The sequence below is a fragment of the Bradyrhizobium sp. CCBAU 45321 genome, from assembly GCF_028128975.1.
In the GTDB taxonomy this organism is placed as follows: Bacteria; Pseudomonadota; Alphaproteobacteria; order Rhizobiales; family Xanthobacteraceae; genus Bradyrhizobium; species Bradyrhizobium yuanmingense.
Genome location: NZ_LFKZ01000127.1, coordinates 220,233 through 243,789 on the forward strand (window position 1 = coordinate 220,233; position 23,557 = coordinate 243,789).

20 protein-coding genes and 2 pseudogenes are annotated in these 23,557 nt (G+C 63.1%); 19 read left to right on the top strand and 3 right to left on the bottom strand.

All coding sequences use genetic code 11. The annotated features are described in order from the left end of the window. Positions 1-45: 45 nt before the first annotated feature. Positions 46-1,722: a N,N-dimethylformamidase beta subunit family domain-containing protein gene (locus ACM43_RS26335; protein ID WP_271544021.1), complete on the top strand. Its 1,677-nt coding sequence runs from the start codon at positions 46-48 to the stop codon at positions 1,720-1,722. Positions 1,723-1,831: 109 nt separating this feature from the next. On the opposite strand, the pseudogene ACM43_RS26340 reads toward ACM43_RS26335, so the two are convergent. Beyond that, positions 1,832-2,536: pseudogene (locus ACM43_RS26340) on the bottom strand (GntR family transcriptional regulator); the annotation flags it as partial. A 274-nt stretch (positions 2,537-2,810) separates the two neighbouring features. On the opposite strand from ACM43_RS26340, the gene ACM43_RS26345 reads away from it, so the two are divergent. Both ACM43_RS26345 and ACM43_RS26350 read left to right on the top strand, forming a co-directional pair. Beyond that, positions 2,811-4,037, top strand: coding sequence for an aminotransferase class III-fold pyridoxal phosphate-dependent enzyme (locus ACM43_RS26345; protein ID WP_271544025.1), 1,227 nt, complete (start codon positions 2,811-2,813; stop codon positions 4,035-4,037). A 128-nt stretch (positions 4,038-4,165) separates the two neighbouring features. After that, positions 4,166-4,600: pseudogene (locus tag ACM43_RS26350) on the top strand (type III glutamate--ammonia ligase); the annotation flags it as partial. A 14-nt stretch (positions 4,601-4,614) separates the two neighbouring features. On the opposite strand, the gene ACM43_RS26355 reads toward ACM43_RS26350, so the two are convergent. Both ACM43_RS26355 and ACM43_RS26360 read right to left on the bottom strand, forming a co-directional pair. After that, a complete protein-coding gene (locus ACM43_RS26355; RefSeq protein WP_333919945.1) occupies positions 4,615-5,718 on the bottom strand; it encodes a murein L,D-transpeptidase family protein in 1,104 nt (367 codons plus the stop codon). A gap of 548 nt (positions 5,719-6,266) precedes the next feature. Further along, positions 6,267-7,127 (bottom strand): AraC family transcriptional regulator, encoded by an 861-nt coding sequence (locus tag ACM43_RS26360; RefSeq protein ID WP_057026658.1) that lies wholly within the window; start codon positions 7,125-7,127, stop codon positions 6,267-6,269. A gap of 211 nt (positions 7,128-7,338) precedes the next feature. Between ACM43_RS26360 and ACM43_RS26365 the strand changes: the two genes are divergently transcribed. The 16 genes from ACM43_RS26365 to ptsP all read left to right on the top strand — a co-directional run bounded on the left by ACM43_RS26365 (position 7,339) and on the right by ptsP (position 23,557). Next, a complete protein-coding gene (locus ACM43_RS26365) occupies positions 7,339-8,916 on the top strand; it encodes an ABC transporter substrate-binding protein (protein ID WP_271544027.1) in 1,578 nt (525 codons plus the stop codon). After that, on the top strand, positions 8,913-9,914 hold the full coding sequence (locus ACM43_RS26370) for an ABC transporter permease (protein ID WP_271544029.1): 1,002 nt from the start codon (positions 8,913-8,915) through the stop codon (positions 9,912-9,914). Before ACM43_RS26365 ends, ACM43_RS26370 begins: the two co-directional genes overlap by 4 nt. Beyond that, a complete protein-coding gene (locus ACM43_RS26375) occupies positions 9,914-10,747 on the top strand; it encodes an ABC transporter permease (protein WP_271544031.1) in 834 nt (277 codons plus the stop codon). The genes ACM43_RS26370 and ACM43_RS26375 overlap by 1 nt, the downstream gene beginning before the upstream one ends. Continuing rightward, the gene (locus ACM43_RS26380; protein ID WP_271544033.1) at positions 10,744-12,432 is read left to right on the top strand and encodes a dipeptide ABC transporter ATP-binding protein; all 1,689 of its coding nucleotides are present in this window, start codon (positions 10,744-10,746) and stop codon (positions 12,430-12,432) included. The genes ACM43_RS26375 and ACM43_RS26380 overlap by 4 nt, the downstream gene beginning before the upstream one ends. After that, on the top strand, positions 12,429-13,724 hold the full coding sequence (locus ACM43_RS26385; RefSeq protein WP_109142916.1) for an ArgE/DapE family deacylase: 1,296 nt from the start codon (positions 12,429-12,431) through the stop codon (positions 13,722-13,724). The genes ACM43_RS26380 and ACM43_RS26385 overlap by 4 nt, the downstream gene beginning before the upstream one ends. A gap of 39 nt (positions 13,725-13,763) precedes the next feature. Beyond that, complete coding sequence (locus ACM43_RS26390; RefSeq protein WP_271544035.1) at positions 13,764-14,399, top strand: pyridoxamine 5'-phosphate oxidase family protein; 636 nt, start codon at positions 13,764-13,766, stop codon at positions 14,397-14,399. 489 nt (positions 14,400-14,888) lie between these two features. Further along, entirely contained in the window at positions 14,889-16,247 is a 1,359-nt protein-coding gene (locus ACM43_RS26395; RefSeq protein WP_157284016.1) for an ABC transporter substrate-binding protein, read from the top strand. Between the two features lie 123 nt (positions 16,248-16,370). After that, on the top strand, positions 16,371-17,294 hold the full coding sequence (locus ACM43_RS26400; RefSeq protein WP_271544300.1) for a carbohydrate ABC transporter permease: 924 nt from the start codon (positions 16,371-16,373) through the stop codon (positions 17,292-17,294). After that, entirely contained in the window at positions 17,291-18,253 is a 963-nt protein-coding gene (locus ACM43_RS26405) for a carbohydrate ABC transporter permease (protein ID WP_036041947.1), read from the top strand. Before ACM43_RS26400 ends, ACM43_RS26405 begins: the two co-directional genes overlap by 4 nt. After that, positions 18,250-18,453: a hypothetical protein gene (locus ACM43_RS26410; protein ID WP_157284013.1), complete on the top strand. Its 204-nt coding sequence runs from the start codon at positions 18,250-18,252 to the stop codon at positions 18,451-18,453. Before ACM43_RS26405 ends, ACM43_RS26410 begins: the two co-directional genes overlap by 4 nt. Before the next feature lie 10 nt (positions 18,454-18,463). After that, positions 18,464-19,561, top strand: coding sequence for an ABC transporter ATP-binding protein (locus ACM43_RS26415; RefSeq protein ID WP_271544038.1), 1,098 nt, complete (start codon positions 18,464-18,466; stop codon positions 19,559-19,561). Next, positions 19,554-20,576 carry an ABC transporter ATP-binding protein gene (locus ACM43_RS26420; protein ID WP_128263255.1) on the top strand — a complete coding sequence of 341 codons (1,023 nt, stop codon included), beginning with the start codon at positions 19,554-19,556 and terminating at the stop codon, positions 20,574-20,576. Before ACM43_RS26415 ends, ACM43_RS26420 begins: the two co-directional genes overlap by 8 nt. Before the next feature lie 13 nt (positions 20,577-20,589). Beyond that, a complete protein-coding gene (gene dhaL, locus ACM43_RS26425; RefSeq protein WP_271544042.1) occupies positions 20,590-21,213 on the top strand; it encodes a dihydroxyacetone kinase subunit DhaL in 624 nt (207 codons plus the stop codon). Beyond that, the gene (gene dhaM / locus ACM43_RS26430; protein WP_036041954.1) at positions 21,210-21,602 is read left to right on the top strand and encodes a dihydroxyacetone kinase phosphoryl donor subunit DhaM; all 393 of its coding nucleotides are present in this window, start codon (positions 21,210-21,212) and stop codon (positions 21,600-21,602) included. The genes dhaL and dhaM overlap by 4 nt, the downstream gene beginning before the upstream one ends. 31 nt (positions 21,603-21,633) lie before the next feature. Further along, positions 21,634-21,936 carry an HPr family phosphocarrier protein gene (locus ACM43_RS26435; protein WP_063710681.1) on the top strand — a complete coding sequence of 101 codons (303 nt, stop codon included), beginning with the start codon at positions 21,634-21,636 and terminating at the stop codon, positions 21,934-21,936. Position 21,937: 1 nt separating this feature from the next. Beyond that, positions 21,938-23,557 carry a phosphoenolpyruvate--protein phosphotransferase gene (gene ptsP, locus ACM43_RS26440; protein ID WP_271544046.1) on the top strand — a complete coding sequence of 540 codons (1,620 nt, stop codon included), beginning with the start codon at positions 21,938-21,940 and terminating at the stop codon, positions 23,555-23,557.

Sequence of the window (23,557 nt, forward strand, 5' to 3'; positions counted from 1 at the left end):
GCCATCTCGCCGCCAGAGATGGCTTTTCGAACCAGGGAGGCTGTCATGTCGGACAAGCCTGAGTTTCATCCGCCTGAATTGGGATCCGTCAATGTCGCTCCCCGCAAGGCGCGCCCGATGCATGCGGACGAGCACTGGGCCAGCCAGCCCTGGTATGAGGTTCCGCGCGGCGATCCCTCTGTTGCGGAAGTCTACACCTATACCGATGCGATGTCTTACGACCCGGGAGACGAAGTTGTCTTTCGCTCCTCGGCAACAGCAAAGGTCTGGCGGTTGCAGATCTATCGCGACGGTCTCGAGCCCGAGATGGTGCATGAGATCGATGTGCTTGACGGCGTGTTCGCGGCTACGCCGTCCGATGCCTATCGCAATGGCTGCAACTGGCCGGTCGCTCACCGATGGACGCTGCCGCCGGATCTGCGCTCGGGCTTTTATCGTGTGGTCTCGTCGTGCGAGCGAGCGAATGGGGCCCGCTTCATCCAGCACCATTTCTTCGTCGTGCGGCCGACGGAGAAGACGCGGCGCGCGAAAATACTGATGATCCTGCCGACGGGCACCTGGACCGCCTACAATGATTTTGGCGGTGCCAATCATTATTTCGGCGTCGAAGGTCCTGACAGCGACGAGCCGTCGCCGGTGCTGTCGCTGCAGCGGCCATGGACGCGCGGCATGGTCTGGCTGCCGTCCGGCGCACCGCGCATCTGCGCTGATCCCGCGCCCGAGATGGGCGACGCGCCCCGCTACCCGATGAAGGAGTGGGCCTTCTCCAACGGCTTTGGCCAGTATTACGCGGCGGCGGGCTGGGCCCAGTACGACCGGCATTTCGTGCTCTGGGCGCAGAAGGAAGGCTACGCGCTCGACATGATCACCCAGACCGATCTTCACTACCGGCCCGAGTTGCTCGACGCCTACCCTTGCGTCACCATCATCGGCCATGACGAGTACTGGACATGGGAGATGCGCGAGGCGATCGAGCGCTATGTGGAGGGCGGAGGGCGCCTCGCGCGCTTCGGCGCGAATTTCCTGTGGCAGATCCGGCTCGAGGACGACGGCAAGCGCCAAGTTTGCTACAAGTTCAAAGCCATCCACAAGGATCCGATCGTCGGTACGGACCGCGCGCGCCTGATGACGTCTGCCTGGGAAGATCGCAACGTCCGTTGGCCGGGCGCCTCGACGGTCGGCGTGAACGGCGCGCACGGCCTCTACGCATCCTGGGGCGGATTTGCCCCGAACGGCCAAAGAGGCTTTACGGTCTATCGCCCGGAGCATTGGGCGTTTGCCGGCACGGGACTGCACTATGCCGACGTCTTCGGCGACAAGCAGCACATCTTCGCCTACGAGGTCGACGGGTTGGACTACACGTTCCGCAACGGTCTTCCTTTTCCGGTTCCGGTCGAAGGGCAGCCCGAGACCATCCAGATCCTGGCGATGGCGCCGGCCGTCCTGGCGGAAGACGAGCCGCAGGGTGAGGGCTTCCGCTACTACGTACGCAGCAGCGACCACGAAGGCCTGGTGGAGTGCATCACCGGCGAGGTCACGCCCGAGGGTCTGGCCCGCTACAAATACGGCTCCGGCATGATGGTGCACATGACCCGCGGCAAGGGCGAGGTGCTGACAGCCGCGACCTGCGAATGGGTGATGGGGCTGAAGCGCGGCGATCCGTTCACGCAGCGGATCACCCGCAACATCCTGGATCGCTTCACTGCGCCCCGTTCCGCGTGAGCAGCTTTCAACGACGCCTGGATTTCGCGCCTGCTGCCTTGGCAGCTGGCGCGGCGCGCGTCTTCGTCGCTTCAATCTCGACGTCGTCGTCGACGGCCGTCTCGGGAGTCATGAAGCGCGTACCGCCATGCTTTTCCAGTAACCGGACGAGATTCTGGCCACCCTCCATCATGTCGGCCTGGATCGACTCGCGAACCTTGTCCGGCCGGCGCTGCCGCAGATTCTTGAGAACCGACAGATGTTGGTGTTCGTTGGGATAGGTCGGGGGGGCGTGCGGGTAATGGAAATTCAACAGGGGTCCGTTCCGCATCCAGATATCGTCGAGGATGGCGAGCACTTCGGGAAGCCCCGATCCATCATAGAGACCGCGGTGGAATTGCCAGTTGGCGCGAACGGCGTCGGACCATCTATGCTCCTTCTCCGCGCTGATCAGCTCGCGGTGAGTGGCCTCCATCCTGTCGATATCGGCTTCCGAGATGCGCGTGGTTGCGTGCTCGGCGGCAAGTCCCTCGAGAAACAGCCTGACGGTCCTGAGCTCGATATACTGCTTGGCCGTCATGTGGGCGACCATAATCGAGCGTCCCGCCTGCATCTCGAGCGCGCGGCCGCGCACGAGCTGCATCAGGGCTTCGCGAATGGGCGTCTCCGACACGTTCATGGTCGCAGCAAGGTCACGGATCTTGAAGCGATGGCCCGGCCAGAACCGGCCTTCCATCAGCGCCTGGCGCAGATTGTTGTAAACCAGGCTTGTCAGGCTGTCGCGAGCCACCGGGCCCACGCCGCCCTCGCCAGGTCTCTGTTCAACGTCAACCATTCTCGGTCCCCGAAAGGTCTGGGCCGTTTCGGCTTTCCGCGCCGACACGGGTTCGAATCCATTTCATATATAATATAGGAGATCGTTCTTGCGCGCCGACCGTCTGCGCTTCTTCTACGACAGAAACTTCAAGGTCCTCCCGAGACCCCAAATTCGTCAGCTCGGAGTCGGGCTCCGCCAGCCGAGGTTCGACGGCCCGGGTCAGGCAAAGCAACAATCCCCTTGTAACCGAGAACATAATATATGATATATCAAAACTAGAGGAGAAGAAGGCATGCCGGAATTGACCAGGACAAGGGATGCTGCCCTGCGGGCGCGCGCCAAGAAGGTCGTGCCAGGCGGGATGTGGGGACATCTCCACGCGGCCAAGTTGCCCGAGACGTATCCGCAGTTCTTCAGCCGCGGCGAGGGCTGCGTGCTCTGGGATGTTGATGGTCACCGCTACGTGGACTTCATGTGCAGCTGGGGTCCCAACCTGCTCGGCCACCACCATCCCGAGGTGGAGGAAGCCGCCGAGCGTCAGCGGCGTGACGGCGACTGCCTCAATGGTCCGGGCGAAGTCATGGTTGAGTTGGCCGAGCTTGTCGTCGATATGGTGGGACATGCCGATTGGACGCAGTTTCAGAAGAACGGCACCGATGCGACGACGACGTGCGTCACGATCGCAAGGGCTGCAACGGGTCGCCGAAAGATCCTCGTCGCCAAGGGCGCTTATCATGGTGCCGTGCCGTGGTGCTCACCGTCGCTTCTCGGTGTGACCGCGGAGGATCGCGCCCATCTCGCATATTTCACATTCAACGACGTCGAGAGCCTCGACGCGGCGGCCAAGGCGGCGGGTGATGATCTTGCCGGGATTCTAATTTCGGCATTTCGCCACGATCTCGGGATCGACCAGGAACTTCCAACCGTAGAGTTCGCCCGTGCGGCGCGTCGCATCTGTGACAGCAAGGGCGCCGCGCTGCTCATCGACGAAGTTCGCGCCGGCTTCCGCCTGAATGCCGCGGGTAGCTGGGAAGGCCTTGGTGTCCGGCCCGACTTGTCCGCCTGGAGCAAGGCGATCGCCAATGGTTATGCCCTGGCGGCTGTGACCGGAGCCGATTGGCTGCGTCGTGCTGCGTCCCAGGTCTTTGTCACGGGGTCATTCTGGGCCGGCGCCGTCGCCATGGCTGCTGCCGTCGCGACATTGAAGATAGTACGCAGGGACGATGTTCCGACCCGCCTCGGGCAGCTCGGACAAACGCTGCGTGATGGCCTCGAGACGCGCTCCCATCAGTTCGGTCTTTCAATCCGTCAATCGGGGCCAGTGCAAATGCCGACGCTTTTGTTTGAAGGGGACCCGGACTATCGGAAAGGTTCGGCGTTTTGCAGCGCGATGCTTGCAAGAGGTGTCTACTTCCATCCCAAGCACAACATGTTCCTCTGCGCCGCCCATACCGAGGCCGACATCGCCGTTGCACTCGAGGCCGCGGAGCACGGCTTTGCAACTGTGGCGGCACTTTGAAGAGAATGATGGTGCGACGAATGCCCATGTTCGGTCGGATAAGCCCGTGGTGCGACCAGTAAATGATTGATTGTTCATTACCCGTCGCTGTCTCTTAATCAGGGGGTCGCTCGACGCGCAAGATTGCGAAGATCAACGCGCCGCGAACGGTCTCGGGCGCGACCTGGGCGCCGAACTCGGTCATCTACACCGGAAACAACCGAACCCACTTGATCCGAAATTCCCGAGGCCGGCCGTTTCGAGCTGCGGCTCGCCGACGGTGCTGCCAATCCCTACCTGCTGCAGGCCGCGGTTCTATCCGCCGGACTCGACGGCCTCAGCAACAAGCGAGATCCCGGAAAGCGGCTCGACATCAACATGTATACCGAGGGGCACACCGTGACCTCGGCCAAGCGGCTCCCGAGAATCTGCTCGATGCCTTGCGAGCGCTCGAACACTCAAGCGTGCTGCGGGATCGTCTCGGGGAGTTCGTACCCGCCTATCTCAAGCTGAAGCATGAGGAGTGGAACGACTACGCACGCCATCTGACCCAATGGGAGCGCGACAGCACTCTGGACTGTTGAGTCGCAACAGGTGTTCAGCACTGGCGCGATGGGAAGCCGGCACCCGCCGTATCACACACGGACGATCTGGAGGACCAGGTACCAAACCATTTGCTCGTCAACGAACCATCATTGTCGGTCCAGGGGATCGGTGGCAATTGCGGCAGGTAGGATGCATATGGCATCACTTTCGCAAGCGTCACCCTGCCCGGATACCGTGCGAGAAAAGCCTTGTTCATTCCGCCGTCCAATCCGCTGTAGATCGGGGCAACTGGCACGTTGTCTTCAAGCAATTGCGCGTACGCGCGCTCGTCGGCGCGCCGTTTTTCCAGCGCCCTTCGCGCGATTTCCGGATTGACGACAAAGGGAGGGCATTTCTCGATCGGATTGAACACGAGAGGGTGCGGCGAATTCGGGGAAGGTTGCGCATCGAACACATAGCGGCGGTTACACACATCCACTTTGGGTTCGAGTTGTGTCGTCTCGAAATGATCGTTGCCGACCTTGAGCATTTCCCAGAAGGGCAGGTTGGGATTGTTTCGATGGCGCGCCAGATTCACCGGTGTCAGGCGGAACGGATAGGCTTGGACCTGGAACGATGTCCGGCCGCCGCGGAATGAGTCACGCGCCAGCGAATAGATCTCGCTGATCTGTTCGTCCGTCATGGCATAGCAACCGCTCGACCAGCAGTCGCCGTGGATCATGAGGAAGCTGCCGTTGCGCTTGTGCGCCCTGTCGAAGCTGTTGGGGTAGCCGAGGTTGATCGAGAGATAGAAGTTGGAGTTGGGATTCATCAACTCAGGCGTAACTGTATAGAACCCTTCCGGAGCCTGTCGGTCGCCCTCGTACAATTTCGGCCCGAGATCGCCCGACCACCGGCAGATCGGATAGGTCTTGAGGAGTTGGAAACGGCCGGCACTGTCCTGCTTCCAGACTTCGAGCTCTGCCTCGTCCTTGAAGAGACGCACAAGGATAGGGGAATATTTCGGCATCTTCTTCTGTTCGAGCAGCGCGAGTAGCTCGGCTGGCAATTCCTGCGTCGCCTTGGCGGGCAACGGCTTGCTGCTTTCGCCGAAGCATGTGGCAGGTGCTAAGGCAGCGGCAAAAGCCGCCGCCAGCACAATTGCGTGTCGGACCATGGCGCATATCACTGCTGTACCTCCAGCCCGCCACGCGCCGCTATTTCTCAAGTCCGACGAACATCTTTGCCTCCTCGACCGACTTCCGCTCCGACACCATCGCATTTGCCGGAAAAGTCTCATCATTCTGACCCCGATGTCGCCGAACCACCGGACGCTGCTTCAGTAGTTCGACGCCGCGCCCGGCAAGCACGCGAAGGCGGAAACACAAGTCGTTCGCAGTACTATGGATCAATCGGACGACATCGTCTACGGAGTGCACGACCTCGAGGCAATGTGCTCTCCGCAAGCCTCGCCCGTTGCAGGCTCAGCTGAACTCGACCGAGAGGTGATCGCGCTGGTGCACCGTACCTCGCCGGCAACTCCGGCAGGGCGCCAGGCGATCCATCACGGCGCCTGTACGCTTCAGCACGCGATGACACATCATGGTTCTGCTGCAAGATGGTCCCCGCTACCGGCGAACGCACACGCTGGCGCGACCACCATTACTACAAGATGGCTGTCTCAGCGCGGCTTTCATCTTGACGAACCGACGTCGTCGCTAGCGACTAGCGCAGCACGACTTCTTGATCTGTCCAGCGAAGATAATGCCGCGGTGCAGCGCCCAGCTCGCGCTTGAACATGGCGGCGAATGCGCTCGGGCTGTCATAGCCCACGTCCAGCGCTACGCATGTGACGGGTTCGCCTGCGCCCAGGCGTGCCAAAGCTTCCAGGAGCCGCACGCGTTGTCGCCACACTGAAAAGCTCTGACCGGTCTCGCGGCGGAACAGCCTCGTCAGCGTTCGCCGGCTGAGGCTGCATTTGTCTGCCCAGTCGTCGAGCGTGAGGTCCGAGGAGGGGTCGCCAAGCACTGCCTTACAGATCGCCGCAAGGCGGGGGTCCGGTGGCACCTGCACGTGAAGCGTCACCTCCGGCATGTGTGAGATCTCGGCGAGCAGGAGTTCGAGAAGCTTGCCGTCGCGTCCGTCCTGGTCGTAGGTCTGCGGCATCCGCACCGCCTCGTCCATCAGGGCTTCGACGAGCGAGGATGCGCGAATCAGGCGGCACGTCTCCGACGTTCCTCGTCGGCGATCAGGCGTGACATAGATCGTCTGGGCCTCGACTTCACCCCAGGCGCGCGACTGATGTACAACGCCGGCCGGAATCCATAAACCATGCCCGGGTGGAACCACGAAATGACCGCGCTCGGTCATCATCGCCGTGACGCCGGTGATCTGCAGGATGAACTGGTCGCGCCGATGCGCGTGCCGCGTGCTGGTGCTCTCGTTCGGATAAGTTGCGGTCATCGCGGCGACCGGCCGCGCGATCGTCTGAAGTTGTCCGGCATAGTTGGCGGCCGCTGCGGGGCCCTCCTGTTTGCTGCAGGTTCGCAATTCGCCAGTCACATCTCGCCGCGCTACGACTTTCACGTGTCGTGAACTCCCGATCCAAGTCCTTTTCTGCAAGGCTCTTATGCATCTTCCGGGCCAGATATGGCCCGATCGCGATGGTTCTTGTCCCCGATCAGGTAGCGCGGGACAGGGCGTTTGGCAACAATGCTCGCGCCGGTCAGATTCGTCAAAGCCGAATACGGCGTCTGGCAAGGTCCTTCTCACGCCGATATGCGACACGGAGAGCTCGATGAACAGACGCGAATTCACCCAGGCCATGCTGGCCGCCGGCGCCGCTATCCCCTTCGGCATCACGCGATCGGCCGGCCAGACCCGCGGTGGAACACTCAACACCATCATCCAGCCCGAGCCGCCGCTGCTGGTCACCGCCTTCAACCAGCAACAGCCGACGCTGACGCTCGGCGGCAAGATCTACGAGAGTCTTCTCAAATATAGCGCTGACCTCAAGCCGATGCCGGGCATGGCGCAGTCCTGGGAGATTTCGCCGGACGGGCTGACCTATACGTTCAAGCTGTTTCCCAACATCACCTTCCACGACGGCAAGCCGATGACGTCCGAGGACGTCGTGTTCAGCTGCATGAAGGTGTTGACGGAGACGCATCCGCGCGCGCGGCAGAATTTTGCGCGCGTCGCTTCGGCCGAGGCGCCCGATCCGCTCACCGTCGTGTTCAAGCTGAAGCAGCCCTTTGCGCCGTTCCTCGGCTGCTTTGACTGCACCTCGGCGCCGATCGTGCCAAAGCACATCTATGAAGGCACCGACTACCGCAAGAACCCGCTGAACGACAAGGCGATCGGCACCGGCCCATTCAAGCTGAAGGAATGGGTGCGCGGCTCGCATGTCCATCTGGTGCGCCATGAAGGATACTATCTGAAGGACCAGCCGTACCTGGATGAGATCATCTACCGCATCATCCCGGATTCGGCATCACGCGCGCTGGCGCTGGAGAACGGCACGGTGCAACTCGCGCAATGGACCGACGTCGAGTTCTTCGACGTGCAGCGATTCAAGGCGCAGAAGAACCTCGAAGTCACCACCAAGGGCTATGAGTATTTCGCGCCGCACCAGTGGCTCGAGATGAACAACCGTATCGCGCCGATGAACGACAAGCGCTTCCGGCAGGCGGTGATGCACCTGATCGACCGCGACGCGCTCGCCAAGCGGGTCTATTTCGGCAGCGCCAAGGTCGCGACCGGCCCGATCTCGTCCAAGACGAAATTCTACGACGGCAAGGTCAAGCGCTACGACTATTCGATCGACAAGGCCAAGGCGCTGCTCGATGAGATGGGGCTCAAGCCCGACACCAACGGCAAGCGCGCTGAGATCAAATACATCGTGCCGCCTTACGGCGAATCCTATCAGCGCGCCGGCGAGTTCTTCCGCCAGAGCTTTGCCCGCGTCGGCATCGATCTCGTTCTCGTCGGCACCGACATGGCCGGCTGGGCCGAGAAGGTCGGCAACTGGGACTATGAGATGACCCAAAACCTGCTCTACCAGCTCGGCGATCCCGCGCTCGGCGTCTCCCGCACTTACGTGTCGTCGAACATCAAGAAAGGCATCCTGTTCTCGAACACCGAAGGTTATTCCAACCCTGAGGTCGACAGGCTGTTCGACGAGGCCGCCGTCACGCTCGACGAGGCCAAGCGACTGGAGCTATATTCCAAGGTGCAGCAGATCCTGGTCGAGGACGTGCCGGTCGCCTGGACGCTGGAGCTCGAATATCCCATCATCTACGACAAGGCGTTCAAGAACATCGTGTCGACCGGCATCGGCTCGCACGAAACTTTCGGGTCGGTCTACAAATCGTGATCCGTCTCGGCAGCGCGGCGACGATCGGGCTGATGGCACTGAGCCGGATTGCCCAGCTCCTCGCCGTCATCCTCGTCATCGCCACTTTCAACTTCGTGCTGGTGCGGGCCGCCCCTGGCGATCCCGCCCAGGTCATGGCCGGCCAATCCGGCGCGTCCGATCCGAAGCTGCTGGAAGATCTGCGCAAGGAATATGGGCTCGACAAGCCCTACGCGGTGCAGCTGGCAAGCTATCTCGGCCGCGTCGTCAGGCTCGACCTCGGCTATTCCTACCGCCAGCGCCGCGCGGTGGTCGATCTCATCCTGGAACGGCTGCCGGCGACGCTGCTGTTGACGGTGACGGCCTTCTGCCTCGCGCTGCTGATCGGCACGACCCTCGGCGCGCTCGCGGGGCTGGCGGCGGGCAGCGTGCTCGATACGGTTTTCACCGTGCTGTCGCTGGTGCTTTATGCGACGCCGGTGTTCTGGCTGGGGCTGATGCTGGTGCTGGTCTTCTCCGTGACACTCGGCTGGCTGCCGCCGTTCGGTTACGAGACCATCAACGTGAAGCTCTCGCCGCTGGAGCATGTGCTCGACATCGCCAAGCACATGATCATGCCGGTGACCTCGCTGGCGGCTATCTATCTCGCGATCTATGCCCGGCTGATGCGGTCCTCGATCATCGAGGTCGCCCAGCAGGACTTCATCAAGACCGCGCGCGCCAAGGGCCTGTCCGGGCCCAGCATTGTGGTCGGCCACATGCTGCGCAACGCGCTGGTGCCCGTCGTCACCGTGGCCGGCATGCAGGCCGGCGCGCTGGTCGGCGGCGCCGTGGTCATCGAGACGGTGTTCGCCTGGCCGGGCCTCGGCCGGCTGACCTTCGATGCGCTGCTCCAGCGTGATTATCCCGTGCTGCTCGGCATTTTTCTCATTCTGTCAATCGTGGTCATCGTGCTCAATCTGCTGACCGATCTGATCTACAGGCTGATCGATCCCCGCATGACGACAGGAGCTGCGTGATGGATGCGGCTCGCGCCTTCCTGCGTCATCCTAGCGGCATGGTCGGCCTCGTCGTGCTGCTTGTCGTGGTCGTCATCGCGCTCATCGCGCCCATCGTCTTTCCGGTCTCGCCCTGGGAAATGGTCAGCGCGCCGTTCACGCCGCCCGGCGAGGACGGCCTGCTGCTCGGCGGCGACACGCTCGGCCGCGACGTTGCGGCCGGTGTTGCCTATGGTGCCCGCGTGTCGCTCGTCATCGGCATCGCCTCGGCCATGGCGGCTATGGTGATCGGCGTCACGATCGGCGCAATCTCCGGCTATTTCGGCAGCAAGGTCGATCTCGTGCTGATGCGGGTGACCGAGCTGTTTCAGACCATCCCCGCTTTCGTGCTCGCGATCCTCTTGGTCGCGACCTTCAACCCGTCACTGCTGACGATCATCCTGACCATCGGCGCCGTGAGCTGGCCGCCGCTGGCGCGCCTCACCCGCGCCGAGTTCCTGCGCCTGCGCAATCGTGAGTTCGTCGAAGCCGCGCTGTGCCAGGGCGAGAGCACCTTGCAGATCGTGCTCGGCCATATCCTGCCCAATGCGATCTCGCCGATCCTGGTCGTGACCTCCCTGACGGTCGCCACCGCCATCCTGCTCGAAAGCGCGTTGTCCTTCATGGGCCTTGGCGATCCCAATCTGATGTCCTGGGGTTTCATGATCGGAGCCGGCCGCACCGTCATCCGTAATGCCTGGTGGATGAGCGTGTTTCCGGGGCTCGCGATCCTCATCACGGTGCTTGCCATCAACCTGTTCGGCGAAGGTCTCTCCGATGTGCTCAATCCGCGTGTATCGAGGCGCCGGTCATGAGCGAGGCCGTGCAAGCCAAGGCACCCGTTCTGTCGGTCGAGGGGCTCTCGATCGCGCTGCCCGAAGGCGGCGATCGCCCGTTCGCGGTCGAGAACGTCTCCTTCGAGGTCAAGCCCAACGAGGTCGTCTGTCTCGTCGGCGAGTCCGGCTCGGGCAAGTCGATGATCGCCCATGCGGTGCTGTCGCTGCTGCCGAAGAGCGTCAATATTGCCGCGGGCGCCGTGACTGTCGCAGGACAAGATCCGGCAAAGCTCGACCGGCAGGCGCTGCGCCGCCTGCGCGGGGGCGAAGCCGCGATGATCTTTCAGGAGCCGTTGTCCTCGCTGAACCCGCTCAAGCGGGTTGGCAGGCAGATCGAGGAGATGATCCTCACCCATCAGAAGCCGATGCCGTCGGCAATCGAGGTGCACGAACGCGTGCAGCAGCTCCTGACGCAGGTCGGCCTGCCAAATCCAAAGCTGCTTGAGAAGAGCTATCCGTTCGAACTGTCCGGCGGCCAGCGCCAGCGCGTCATGATCGCGATGGCGATGGCCAACCGTCCGGCGCTCCTGGTCGCTGACGAGCCGACCACAGCGCTCGACGTCACCACCCAGCGTCAGATCCTGCGCCTGATCGACGATCTCCGACGCGACCGCGGCATGGGCGTGCTGTTGATCACCCATGATTTTGGCGTCGTTGCCGATGTCGCCGACCGCGTCGTGGTGCTTCGTCACGGCAAGGTGGTGGAGCAGGGGACGGTCGAGGAAGTCCTGCGCAGTCCTAAGGCTGACTACACCCGCGAGTTGATCGATGCCGTGCCGAAGGCGCGGCTCGACGAGATCCGCCGCACCGCGGTCCATCCTACACCGCTGCTCGAAGTCATCGGTCTTGAGAAGACATTCCGGGTCAAGCGCGGCCTGTTGCAGCCGCCGCGCGAGGTCGTCGCGGCCGACGGCATCTCGCTGACCTTGTACGAGGGCGAGACGCTCGCCGTCGTCGGCGAATCCGGGTCCGGCAAGTCGACGCTCGGGCGCATGATCATGCGTCTGACCGAGCCGGATGGCGGTGTCATCCGCTTCAACGGCCAGGATCTGCGCCAGCTCCGCGGCGAGGCGCTCCGCCAGGCGCGAAAACAGCTCCAGATCGTGTTCCAGGATCCGTTTGCGAGCCTCGATCCGCGCCAGAAGGTCGGCGATGCCATTGCGCGCGGACCGATGGCCTTTGGCACGTCGCGCACGGAAGCGATGGAGCAGGCGAGGAAGCTGCTGGTGCGAGTTGGCCTCAACGCCGTCGCCGTCGATCGTTACCCCCACGAATTCTCTGGGGGCCAGCGCCAGCGCATCTGTATTGCGCGCGCACTGGCACTCAAGCCGCGCGTGCTCATCGCCGACGAAGCCGTGTCGGCGCTTGACGTTTCCGTCCAGGCTCAGGTGCTGGCGCTGCTTGCCGAGCTCCGTCAGGAGATGAAGCTCGCCATGATCTTCATCACCCACGACCTGCGGATCGCCGCCGAGATCGCCGACCGCGTCATCGTGCTCCAGAAGGGGCGCATCGTTGAAGAGGGCGCGACCGCGGACGTTTTCACGGCCCCTCAAGCCGCCTACACACGCGACCTGCTCGATGCGATCCCGGGCCGCGATTTCTTTGACCAGCCGGGCTTTGCCAGCGTGACCGGCACACTAGCGACAGCAAGGATGAATTCATGACCGACAGCCGTCCCCTTCCAGCCGGCGCGCGCGAGCGCATCGAGGCCGCTGTGGATGCCGCCTTCGACGAGCAGATCGACACCACGATCGCGTTCACGGCGATCCCGAGCACGCGCGCGGCGGAGGCGCCCTGCCAGGACATGTTCGCAAAGCTGTTGCGCGATCGCGGCTACGAGGTCGATGACTGGGTCATCAACCAGGACGATCTGAAGGCGCTGCCGGGCTACGGTCCGGTCGAGACCGATTTCTCGCGTGCCCGCTCCGTCGTCGGCACCTTCCGGCCGGCCAGGGAAGAGGGCCGCTCACTGATCCTTCAGGGCCATTGCGACGTCGTGCCGGCAGGTCCGCTCGACATGTGGGAGCGGCCACCGTTTCAGCCGGTGGTCGAGAACGGTTGGCTCTATGGTCGCGGCGCCGGCGACATGAAGTCCGGTACCATCTCGGCGCTCTACGCGCTCGATGCGATCAAGGCCGCGGGCTACAGGCCCAAGGGCCGCATCCACCTGCAATCGGTGATCGAGGAGGAGAGCACCGGTCTCGGCGCGCTCTCCACACTTCAGCGCGGCTATCGTGCAGATGTCTGCATCCTGCCCGAACCGACCGACGAGAAGCTGATGCGTGCCCAGGTCGGCGTGATCTGGTTCCGCCTGAAAGTGCGCGGGATACCTGTCCATGTCGCACGAGCCGGCACCGGCTCAAATGCGATCAAGGCTGCAATCCACCTGATCCAGAAGCTCGAAGGTCTCGAGGCCGAATGGAACGAGCGCGCCAAGACGCACCCCTCGTTCAAATCGGTCGAGCATCCGCTCAACTTCAATCCTGGAATCATCAAGGGCGGTGACTGGGCCTCCAGCGTGCCCGCCTGGTGCGATGTCGATTGCCGCATTGGTGTGCTGCCCGGCTGGAAGATCGCCGACGCCCAGGCCGAGATCGTGGATTTCGTCGCCAAGGCGGCGCGCTCGCATCCATTCCTCGCCAACAATCCGCCGGAGATCGTCTGGTCCGGCTTCCTGTCGCCGGGCTACGAGGCGACGGAGATTCAGGAAAGCGAGGCGGTTCTCGCTCCGGTCTACGAGCATGTGTTCGGCCGCAAGCTGACCAGCTTCTCATCAACCGCACTGACCGATGCGCGCTTCTATGGTCTCGATTTCGGCGTGCCTGCGTTTTGCTTCGGCGCCACAATGGAAGGCGCGCACGGCTTCAACGAGCGCGTCGATCTCGCCTCGGTCAAGCGCGTCACCAAGGCGCTTGCGCTGTTCACCGCGAGCTGGTGCGGCATCGAGGCCAATTAGCCGAAAGAAGAAACTCACCGCAAAGAGGGAGGTTCGCGAATGGACAGCCAGGGTGCAGGCGGCAAGCCGCCGGTCAAGACGCTAGAGGATCTGCGCGCGCATTTCGGGCAGCTCAGCCCGCTCGCCGAGAAGAAGGTCCTCAGCCATCTCGACAGGTTCTGTCGCGACTTCATCGCGCTCTCCCCGTTCCTCGTCCTTGCCACCAGCGACGGCAACGGTCATGCCGACGCAAGCCCGCGCGGCGACGCGCCGGGCTTCGTCGCCGTGCTCGACGACAAGACGCTGCTGATCCCGGACCGGCGCGGCAACAACCGCGTCGACACCTTCGGCAATATCATCGCTTCCCCCGGCATCGGCCTGATCTTCCTGGTGCCGGGGATCAACGAGACCCTGCGCGTCAATGGCCGCGCCGAGATCTCGCAGGATGCCGAGCTGTTGACGCCGCTCGCGGTGCAGAACGTGGTCCCAATCATCGGGCTGAAGATCCATGTCGAGGAAACCTATTTTCATTGTGGCAAGGCGCTGATGCGCTCGAAGCTCTGGAATCCGGCTGCTCAGGTCGAGCGCAACAGTTTCCCGACGCTCGGCCGGATCATCGCCGAGCAGACTGTCGCCATCGCGGTCGAAGAGGCCGAGAAGACGATGGAAGAAGGATACCGTACGAGGCTCTACTAGTCCGAGCGGAGCGGCATCGTCAGCTTTCGGACGATTAGGCGGCCCCTCGCGCCCGCTTCATTGAACATTCAGTAAAGTAGTTTGCTAAACACGCGGCTATGGCCGACCTTCCTGCTCTCCTGTTGTTCGGGTGGGCTGGATTCTCCTGCGGGCGACATCGGCGATCGCATTCGGCAAGATCTTCCGGCATTTTCGCTGCGACTGCGAACATCCCGCTTGCGCGCCAGCGCCGCGGGTCTTTCGCCGGACTCGCGACAAACGAGGCTTGACGATCTCCGAAATTTAGTAATACGTTTAGTGTTACAAAAAACTAAACATCACGCATCGGGCCGATGTGTGGGAGGAGCCCAAGCCATTCCGGAGCCATCTCCGGAAGCGGCCCGTCTCGTCCTTCACTCATCGTTCCTCAAACTCGGTTTCAGGGTCTTGGCGTCGTTCCGGCAGGACGCGCCAAGCGGGTCAGATGCTTCAACGAGAGAGGAAACGGATATGCGGACATTCAATTGGTTGAGAGGCTCGGCGGCCACCACGGTTCTTGGGGTGGCCCTGCTGGGGGGATTTGGCGGAGGCGAAGCTGCGGCCCAAGGTAAGCAGCTCACGCTGTGCTGGGCGGCATGGGATCCGGCCAACGCGCTGGTCGAGCTCGGCAAGGACTTCACCAAGCAATCCGGCATCGAGATGAAATACGAGTTCGTCCCGTGGACGAGCTATGCCGATCGCTTCCTCAATGAGCTCAACTCCCACGGCAAGCTCTGCGACCTGATTATCGGCGACAGTCAGTGGATCGGCGGCGCGGCCGAGAACAAGTGGTACGTGAAGCTCAACGATTTCTTCGACAAGGAGAAGATATCGATGGACGACTTCGTCCCGGCGACGGTCGTCGGCTATTCGCAGTGGCCGAAGAACTCGCCGAACTATTGGGCGCTGCCGGCCATGGCGGATGCGGTCGGCTGGACCTATCGCAAGGACTGGTTCTCGCGCCCGGATATCCAGTCGGCGTTCAAGACCAAGTACGGCCGCGATCTGGCGCCGCCGAAGACCTATGACGAGTTGAAGCAGATCGCGCAGTTCTTCCAGGGCCGCGAGATCGACGGCAAGAAGGTCTATGGCGCCTACATCTTCACCGAGCGCGGCTCCGAAGGCATCACCATGGGCGTGACCAACGTGCTCTACAATTACGGCTTCAGCTACGACAATCCCAAGAAGCCGTACCAGATGCAGGGCGTCGTCAATTCGGCCGACGCGGCCAAGGGGCTCGAGTTCTACAAGGAGCTCTATAAGTGCTGCACGGCGCCGGGCATGACCAACGCCTACATGCAGGAGGGGCTCGACGCCTTCAAGTCCGGTCAGGTGGCGATGCAGATGAACTGGTTCGCCTTCTTTCCCGGCCTCTACAAGGATCCGAATGTCGGCGGCGACAGAATAGGCTTCTTCGTCAACCCGTCCGGGCCGAACGGACACTTCACCCAGCTTGGCGGGCAGGGGATCTCGGTGGTCGCGACCTCCGACCGCAAGGACGACGCGCTCGCCTACATCAAATGGTTCGCGCAGCCCGCCGTGCAGCAGAAGTGGTGGCAGCTGGGTGGCTACTCGGCGCTGAAGGCCGTGGTCGACGCACCAAACTTCCCGAAAAGCGCGGCGTTCGCGCCTCAGTTCCTGGAGTCGATGGGCATCGTCAAGGACTTCTGGGCCGAGCCATCCTACGCCCAGTTGCTGCTCGACATGCAGAAGCGTGTGCATGACTACGTCGTCGCCGACAAGGGCACGGCGCAGCAGGCGCTCGATCTCCTCGTCAAGGACTGGACCAAGGTCTTCAAGGAGCAGGGCAAGCAGGTCGCCTCGCAATAGGCCGTAGGCCTCGCGTCGACGAAACGGTACCCCGGGGCGTGTGCGCCTCGGGGAACCCGAGCCAGCCAGCCGATGGACAAGATGACCACGATCCTTCAACCTGACGATGCTACGTTTCCCGGCATGAGCGAGCCCGCCAAATCCCGCACCGGGCGATCTGTCCGCGGACTGTCGGACCGAACAATCGCGTGGCTGTTCGTGGCGCCGACGATCGCGCTGTTGCTGGCGATCAACATCTTTCCGCTGCTGTGGATGATCCGGCTGTCCTTCACCAGCCTCAATCTCAGCATGTCCTATCTGCCGCTGCGCTTCGTCGGCCTCGACAATTTCACTGACATCTTGACCGACGAGGACGTCTGGTTCCGGCTCCAGACCACGGCGCAATTCGTGATCTGGTCGGTGGCACTGCAGGTGATCATCGGCTATGGCCTGGCGCTGTTGATCAACCGCCAGTTTCGCGGTCACAGCTTCTGGACCACGATCATCCTGCTGCCGATGATGCTGTCGCCGGCGGTGGTCGGCAACTTCTGGACGCTGCTGTTGCAGCCGCAGATCGGGCCATTCAACTACGTGATCAGCCTGTTCACCGGCGTGCCGCCGAGCTCGTTCAGCATGACCGGGCAGGTCTCGCTCGCGCCCTGGACCATCGTGCTGGTCGACACCTGGATGTGGGCGCCCTACGTCATGCTGATCTGCCTCGCCGGGCTTCGCTCCATACCCGACTACATCTACGAGGCGGCCGAAGTCGACCGCGCCTCGGCCTGGCGGCAATTCTGGTCGATCACGCTGCCGATGACCTTTCCATTCCTGATGCTCGCCGTGCTGTTCCGCGCGATCGAGAACTTCAAGATGTTCGACATGGTCAATCTGTTGACGTCCGGAGGCCCGGGCTCGACCACCGAGCTGGTGTCGATCACGCTGAAGCGCGCCGCGTTCGAGAAATGGCGTACCGGCTATTCCAGTGCACTCGCCATCATCCTGTTCGTGACCGTGTTCGGTGCGGCCAACATCTACGTCAAAGCCCTCAACAAGGTGAAGCAACGATGACCGCCGCCCTCACCAAGTCCACCGCGCACTCCATTGTCGAAGCGTCGCCGCGCGCAAAGATGGTGGCGGGTGGCCTCGTCATCCTCTACGCCGTGATCACGATCCTGCCGCTGGTCTGGATCGTCGCCACCGCCTTCAAATCGCAGAGCGACGCGATCGCATATCCGCCCAAGGTGATCTTCGAGCCGACTCTCGAAGGCTTTGTGAACCTGTTCACTGTGCGCACCCGGCAGACGCCTGACTTCATCGCCAAGCTGCCGCCGCCGGAGACGTGGTACGACAAGCTCGTGCGCCAGCGCGACATGGTCATTGCCGGACCGTCGAAGGTCGTGCCGCGTTTCGTCAACTCGCTGATCATCGGGTTCGGCTCGACCTTCCTGGCCGTCTTTCTCGGCACGCTCGCGGCCTACGCTTTCTCGCGCTTCCGCATTCCCCTGGCTAACGACCTTCTGTTCTTCATTCTCTCGACGCGCATGATGCCGCCCGTTGCGGTCGCAATCCCCATCTATCTGATGTACCGGCAGCTCAATCTGACCGACACCAGGCTCGGAATGATCCTGCTCTACACTGCCGTGAACGTCTCGCTCGCGGTCTGGCTGCTCAAGGGATTCATCGACGAGATCCCGCGCGAATACGAGGAGGCCGCTCTTGTTGACGGCTACACGCGGCTGCAGGCGCTGCGCAAGGTTGTGTTGCCGCAAGCCGTCACGGGTATCGCAGCCACCGCGATCTTCTGCCTGATCTTCTCCTGGAACGAATATGCCTTCGCGGTTCTCCTGACCAGCGGCGAGGCGCAGACCATGCCGCCCTTCATCCCCTTCATCATCGGGGAGGGCGGGCAGGATTGGCCGGCCGTTGCCGCGGCCACCACCCTGTTCGTCGTGCCGATCGTCCTGTTCACCGTGTTGTTGCGCAAGCACCTGCTGCGCGGCATCACCTTCGGAGCTGTGCGCAAATGAGCGGTTCTGCTGCAATCGCCAAAGGCGTGGTCTCTCGCTGGTTCCGACGCGGACCCTGGGAGACGGCTGCCATGACCCTGATCGGGGGAGGCATCGTCATGCTGGTGCAACCCTGGTCGATCGATCTCTACAGCTATTCCTTCGTGACGATCCTCGCCGGTACGCTCGGCTACGTCGTCGTGAGCCATTTTCCGGAATAGGGCGGCAGACATGGCACAGATCCGCGTCGAAAACCTGCGCAAGTCGTTCGATCAGTTTGCGGCCGTACAAGGCTCCAACTTCACGATCGACGATGGCGCTTTCTTTGCGATGCTCGGCCCCTCCGGCTGCGGCAAGACCACCACCTTGCGCATGATTGCGGGCCTGGAGCTGCCGACCGAGGGCAAGATCCTGCTCGACAATGAGGACGTGACCTTCCAGCGCGCATCCGCGCGCGATATCGCCTTCGTGTTTCAGCTTTTCGCGCTGTATCCGCACATGAACGTCGCCGAGAATATCGGCTTTCCGCTCAAGTGCCAGGGCATGGCCCGGCGCGATATTCACCAGCGGGTGCAGGAGACAGCCAAACTGCTGCGAATCGAGCATCTGCTGTCGAGCAAGACGTCGAAGCTGTCCGGCGGCGATCGGCAGCGGGTTGCGCTGGGGCGTGCCATGGTGCGGCGGCCAAAGGCCTTTCTGATGGACGAGCCGCTAGGCGCGCTCGATTCCGAGTTTCGTCATCTGATGTGCAGCGAGCTCCGCGACCTGCACGATCGCATCGGGGCGACCACCGTCTACGTGACGCATGACCAGCTCGAGGCGATGTCGATGGCGGATCGGATCGCCGTCATGAACCAGGGACGCGTTGAGCAGATCGGCCTGCCGCAGGAGATCTATGATCGGCCCGCGAGCATGTTCGTGGCCGATTTCATCGGCTCGCCGCCCATGAATTTTCTGCGCTTCGAGGCTGGTCTGCGCTCCGGCGATCGGACGATCAGCTTCCATGACACGAGCATCGCGGTGCCGGAGATCCGAGAGGATCGCGCCAGCGCCGGTATGGCACTCGGCGTTCGTCCGGAGCATATCCGCTTCGCCGACGCGGCACCCGTCCGCGGCGAGGTGTTTGGCGCCGAGTATCTTGGGACAACCCAGATTGTCACCGTCGACACCGCACATGGACGCATTGCGGCGCGGTTGCCTTCCAGCACGCCCGTGCGGATCGGCGAGCGGGTCGGCCTTGAATTCCGTTCGGAACGACTCGCGTTGTTCGACGTCGCCAGCGGCCTTGCTATACGAACTGCCACCGCGGGGAGCGCAGACCATGGCTGACGTCGCCCTACGCAACATCAGCAAGCGCTTCGGCGCGGTGGCGGCCGTGCGCGAGCTCTCGCTCTCGGTGAACGACGGGGAATTCATGGTGCTGCTCGGACCGAGCGGTGCCGGCAAGACCACGACCTTGCGGCTGATCACCGGGCTCGAGACTCCCGATTCCGGCTCGGTCATGATCGACGGACGCGACGTGACGCTGGCTCCTCCGGGAGCGCGCGATATTGCCTTCGTCTTCCAGCAATATTCGCTCTATCCGCATCTCACCGTCTATGACAACCTTGCGTTCCCGTTGCGCTCGCCCGCGCGACGGGTATCGGAGCCCATCATCAAGAAGCGGGTCGAGCAGACGGCGGAGTTGCTGCACATCGCAAGCAAGCTGAACAATCGCGCAACCCGACTTTCGGGCGGCGAGATGCAGCGGGTGGCAATCGGTCGTGCGCTGGTCCGCGATCCCTCGATCTATCTGATGGACGAGCCGCTGTCGTCGCTGGACGCCAAGCTCCGTGCCGAGCTGCGGCTGGAGCTCAAGCGGATCCAGCTCGAGCTTGGTGCGACCATCCTGTACGTGACCCACGATCAGGTCGAGGCCATGACGATGGCGTCCCGGATCGGCGTGATCAAGGACGGCGAGCTGCTCCAGCTCGGCACGCCCCGGGAAATCTACGAGAGACCGTCGTCGAGCTACGTCGCCTCGCGCCTCGGCACGCCCCAGATCAATTTCCTCCCCGCGCGGCTGTTGTCGGACGTACCGCTACCGCCGGGAACGGAGACAGTCGGTATTCGCACCGAGCACCTTCGCCTCGCGGCGCGCAATGGCGGGCCGATGGTCGGCCGCGTGCACCGGGTCGAGCACCTCGGCGAGCAGAATCACGTTCACTTGGACTATAAGGGAGAGATGCTGGTCACGCTTGCGGATCCGCATCAACCGCTGCATGCCGGTCAGGAGGTTGAGCTGGATCTGGTGCAACCGCTCTGCTTCGACGGCGCCGGGCAGCGCCTCCCGGCGGTTCATTAGAGGATCAAACGCGATGTCGCTGCAACCCGAGACGTTCAAATCACTGGTCAAGCTGGCCGCAGAGCGGGTCATTGCCAGCGCGCCGGAGCTCACGAGCCTGGACCAGGCGATCGGCGACGGCGACCACGGATTCAACATGAAGCGCGGGTTCGAAGCCGTGCTCGGCAAGCTCGATGCGATCTCCGAACAGCCGTTCGACGAGGCTTTGAAGACGATCGGCAAGACGCTCGTGATGACGGTCGGCGGTGCTTCCGGCCCGCTTTACGGCAGCTTCTTCCTGGCCGCAGGCGAGGCCCTCTCGCACGACAAGCATCTGCCTGAGGACATCGCTGATGTCTTCGGCAGCGGTGTGAACGCCGTCAGCGCCCGCGGCCGTTCGCACGCCGGTGAAAAGACCATGCTCGACGTGCTCGTTCCCGTGCTGGAGACGCTGAAGAATGCAGCCGGCCAACCGGACCTGATCGCGCGGGTCAGCACAACGGCCGCAGAGGCGGTCGAGCGGACCGCGCCGATGCGGGCCACCAAGGGGCGGGCGTCGTTTCTCGGGCCGCGCAGCGTCGGTCATATCGACCCCGGCGCGCGCTCGAGCTGTATTCTCGTGCAGGCGGTATGCGCGAGCCTGGAGGGAAAGCAATGACTGATGCCGTGGGGATCGTGATCGTCTCGCATTCGAAGGATATCGCCAAAGGCACCGCCGACATGGTGCGGCAGATGGTCGGCAGCGAGGTCAAGGTGGCCTTCTGCGGCGGCAATCCCGATGGCGGGCTCGGCACCAGTGTGTCGCTGATTGTCGACGCCATCAACGATGCCTGGTCGGCCAAAGGCGTCGCGATCCTCGTCGATCTCGGCGGTGCCGAAACAAACAGCGAGATGGCGGTCGAAATGCTGGAGCCGGCACGCCGCGATCTCGTTGTCGTATGCAACGCGCCGATCGTCGAGGGCGCCGTGATGGCGGCGACCGAGGCGGCGGGCGGCAGCTCGCTGGCCCAGGTCAAGGCCGTGGCCGAGGAACTCTCTGCCGACTGATGCGTCGGCGAAACGATGATGGAATAAGACGATGTTGGATAAAGCGGACGGCCAGATTTTCACCGAGAATGTGCGGCTGGTGCACGCGGTGGGCATGCATGCACGCCCGGCGGTCAAGCTGACCAAGCTGGCCAAGAAGTTCCAGGCCCAGATTTCCGTCCGGGTCGCGGGCGCGACCGAGTGGATCAATGCCAAGAGCGTGGCCAAGATCATGGCCATGCGCGCGGCTCACGGCAGCACGATCGAGATCAAGGCGTCGGGCAGCGACGCACAGGCTGCCGTCGCCGCCTTGGTCAACCTGATCGCAACCGACTTTCCGGACGAGGCGTCATAGCATGCAGGGAGGCGCCGCCGGACTGGCTTTTCGCGGCAGGACCGCCTCGATCGGCTTTGCCCACGGCCCGCTCGTCCGTGTCGATGCAGGCACGAACGGCGAGCGGATCGCAGGCTCGCTGGTCGAGGAGGCGCTCGATCTTCGCAAGGCGATCGACGCGGCGAGCGGGCAGATCGCCGAGCTCGCCGCGATCGCGGGAGGTGAGGCCGCGCAGATTCTCGAGTTCCAGGTCGCGCTGCTGGAGGATGAGGATTTCATCGAAGCGATATTCACAGCGATAAGCGAGGGCGATGCCGCCGACGTCGCATGGCGTTCCGCGCTCGACGAGCAGATTACAGACTATAATTCGGCCGAGGACGAGTATCTGAAGGCGCGCTGCTCCGATCTTGCGGATCTACGCGACCGCATCATCAGCATCTTGCGCGGAGGCGGGGGCGAGGCCCCCAAGATACCGAGCGGTGCCGTCGTTTGCGCCGACGATCTGCCGCCCTCGCGTTTCCTGGAGATCGACTGGTCGGCCGGCGGTGGTCTTGCGCTCCTGCGCGGTAGCCCCACGAGTCATGTCGCGATGCTAGCGCGCGCGCGGGGCATCCCCATGGTCGTGCAGCTCGGCGCCATTCCGGAGATCGGCGCGACGGCGCTGCTCGATGGCGAGGGCGCTACGCTCGAGCTCGATCCCAGTGCCGAGCAGCTGCGGCTGTTCGAGAAGCGGCGCGAAATTCATCGCAAGAGCCGGGCGTCCGCGCGGGCGATCCTGCGACGGCCGACCGCATCATGGCGCGGGGAGCGGATCAAGCTGTTCATCAACATCCAGCGCGTCGAGGATCTCGATCATGCCGACGCACAATATGCTGACGGCATTGGGTTGATGCGCACCGAGTTTCTGCTCGCAGAGCGCGGCGGCCTGCCCGACGAGGAGACGCAGTATCGCGCCTATGCTGCCGTCCTGCGCTGGGCCGATCGACGCCCGGTTACCATTCGCACGTTTGATGCCGGCGGCGATAAGCCGGTGCCTGGATTCACCATCGACGGTGAGGCCAATCCCTTTCTGGGCGTGCGTGGCCTGCGGCTTTGCCTCGCCCGCCCCGAGATATTCAGCGTGCAGCTCCGCGCGCTGGCGCGTGCGGCCGTGCATGGAAGTCTCAGGGTCATGTTTCCGATGGTCACGGCGCCGGACGAGTTCGAGTGCGGACGGAAGCTGTTCGCCGAAATCGTGCAGCGCTTGCAGGCCGAGGGCATTGCCGCGATGCTCCCGGAGCTGGGAATCATGGTCGAGGTCCCGGCGGCGGCCCTGGCGATCGCGACCTTCAAGGCCTCCTTCTTCTCGATCGGATCGAACGATCTCGCGCAATATGTCCTTGCATGCGACCGTTCCAATGGAGCTCTCGCCCCCTTGATGGATCCCTTGCATCCGGCCCTCCTCGAACTGATAGCGCGAACCGCGGAGCACGGACGTCGCGCCGGAACGAGCGTCAGCCTGTGCGGCGACATGGCGAGCGACCCGCGCTGTCTGCCCGCGCTCCTGAATTGCGGCCTGCGCGAATTGTCGGTGAATGCGTCGGCGCTGGCGCAGATCAAACAGACAATCGACCGCTTGAGCAGCGGAGGCGGACTTGGCTGA

What these genes read in the sequence shown, in the direction of transcription:
- ACM43_RS26420 (WP_128263255.1), top strand. Translation starts at nt 19,554, where the DNA reads ATGGCTGACGTCGCCCTACGCAACATCAGCAAGCGCTTCGGCGCGGTG.
- ACM43_RS26385 (WP_109142916.1), top strand. Translation starts at nt 12,429, where the DNA reads ATGACCGACAGCCGTCCCCTTCCAGCCGGCGCGCGCGAGCGCATCGAG.
- ACM43_RS26365 (WP_271544027.1), top strand. Translation starts at nt 7,339, where the DNA reads ATGAACAGACGCGAATTCACCCAGGCCATGCTGGCCGCCGGCGCCGCT.
- ACM43_RS26375 (WP_271544031.1), top strand. Translation starts at nt 9,914, where the DNA reads ATGGATGCGGCTCGCGCCTTCCTGCGTCATCCTAGCGGCATGGTCGGC.
- ACM43_RS26380 (WP_271544033.1), top strand. Translation starts at nt 10,744, where the DNA reads ATGAGCGAGGCCGTGCAAGCCAAGGCACCCGTTCTGTCGGTCGAGGGG.
- ACM43_RS26410 (WP_157284013.1), top strand. Translation starts at nt 18,250, where the DNA reads ATGAGCGGTTCTGCTGCAATCGCCAAAGGCGTGGTCTCTCGCTGGTTC.
- ACM43_RS26390 (WP_271544035.1), top strand. Translation starts at nt 13,764, where the DNA reads ATGGACAGCCAGGGTGCAGGCGGCAAGCCGCCGGTCAAGACGCTAGAG.
- ACM43_RS26405 (WP_036041947.1), top strand. Translation starts at nt 17,291, where the DNA reads ATGACCGCCGCCCTCACCAAGTCCACCGCGCACTCCATTGTCGAAGCG.
- ACM43_RS26345 (WP_271544025.1), top strand. Translation starts at nt 2,811, where the DNA reads ATGCCGGAATTGACCAGGACAAGGGATGCTGCCCTGCGGGCGCGCGCC.
- ACM43_RS26415 (WP_271544038.1), top strand. Translation starts at nt 18,464, where the DNA reads ATGGCACAGATCCGCGTCGAAAACCTGCGCAAGTCGTTCGATCAGTTT.
- ACM43_RS26400 (WP_271544300.1), top strand. Translation starts at nt 16,371, where the DNA reads ATGAGCGAGCCCGCCAAATCCCGCACCGGGCGATCTGTCCGCGGACTG.
- ptsP (WP_271544046.1), top strand. Translation starts at nt 21,938, where the DNA reads ATGCAGGGAGGCGCCGCCGGACTGGCTTTTCGCGGCAGGACCGCCTCG.
- dhaM (WP_036041954.1), top strand. Translation starts at nt 21,210, where the DNA reads ATGACTGATGCCGTGGGGATCGTGATCGTCTCGCATTCGAAGGATATC.
- dhaL (WP_271544042.1), top strand. Translation starts at nt 20,590, where the DNA reads ATGTCGCTGCAACCCGAGACGTTCAAATCACTGGTCAAGCTGGCCGCA.
- ACM43_RS26335 (WP_271544021.1), top strand. Translation starts at nt 46, where the DNA reads ATGTCGGACAAGCCTGAGTTTCATCCGCCTGAATTGGGATCCGTCAAT.
- ACM43_RS26395 (WP_157284016.1), top strand. Translation starts at nt 14,889, where the DNA reads ATGCGGACATTCAATTGGTTGAGAGGCTCGGCGGCCACCACGGTTCTT.
- ACM43_RS26355 (WP_333919945.1), bottom strand. Translation starts at nt 5,718, where the DNA reads ATGGTCCGACACGCAATTGTGCTGGCGGCGGCTTTTGCCGCTGCCTTA.
- ACM43_RS26435 (WP_063710681.1), top strand. Translation starts at nt 21,634, where the DNA reads ATGTTGGATAAAGCGGACGGCCAGATTTTCACCGAGAATGTGCGGCTG.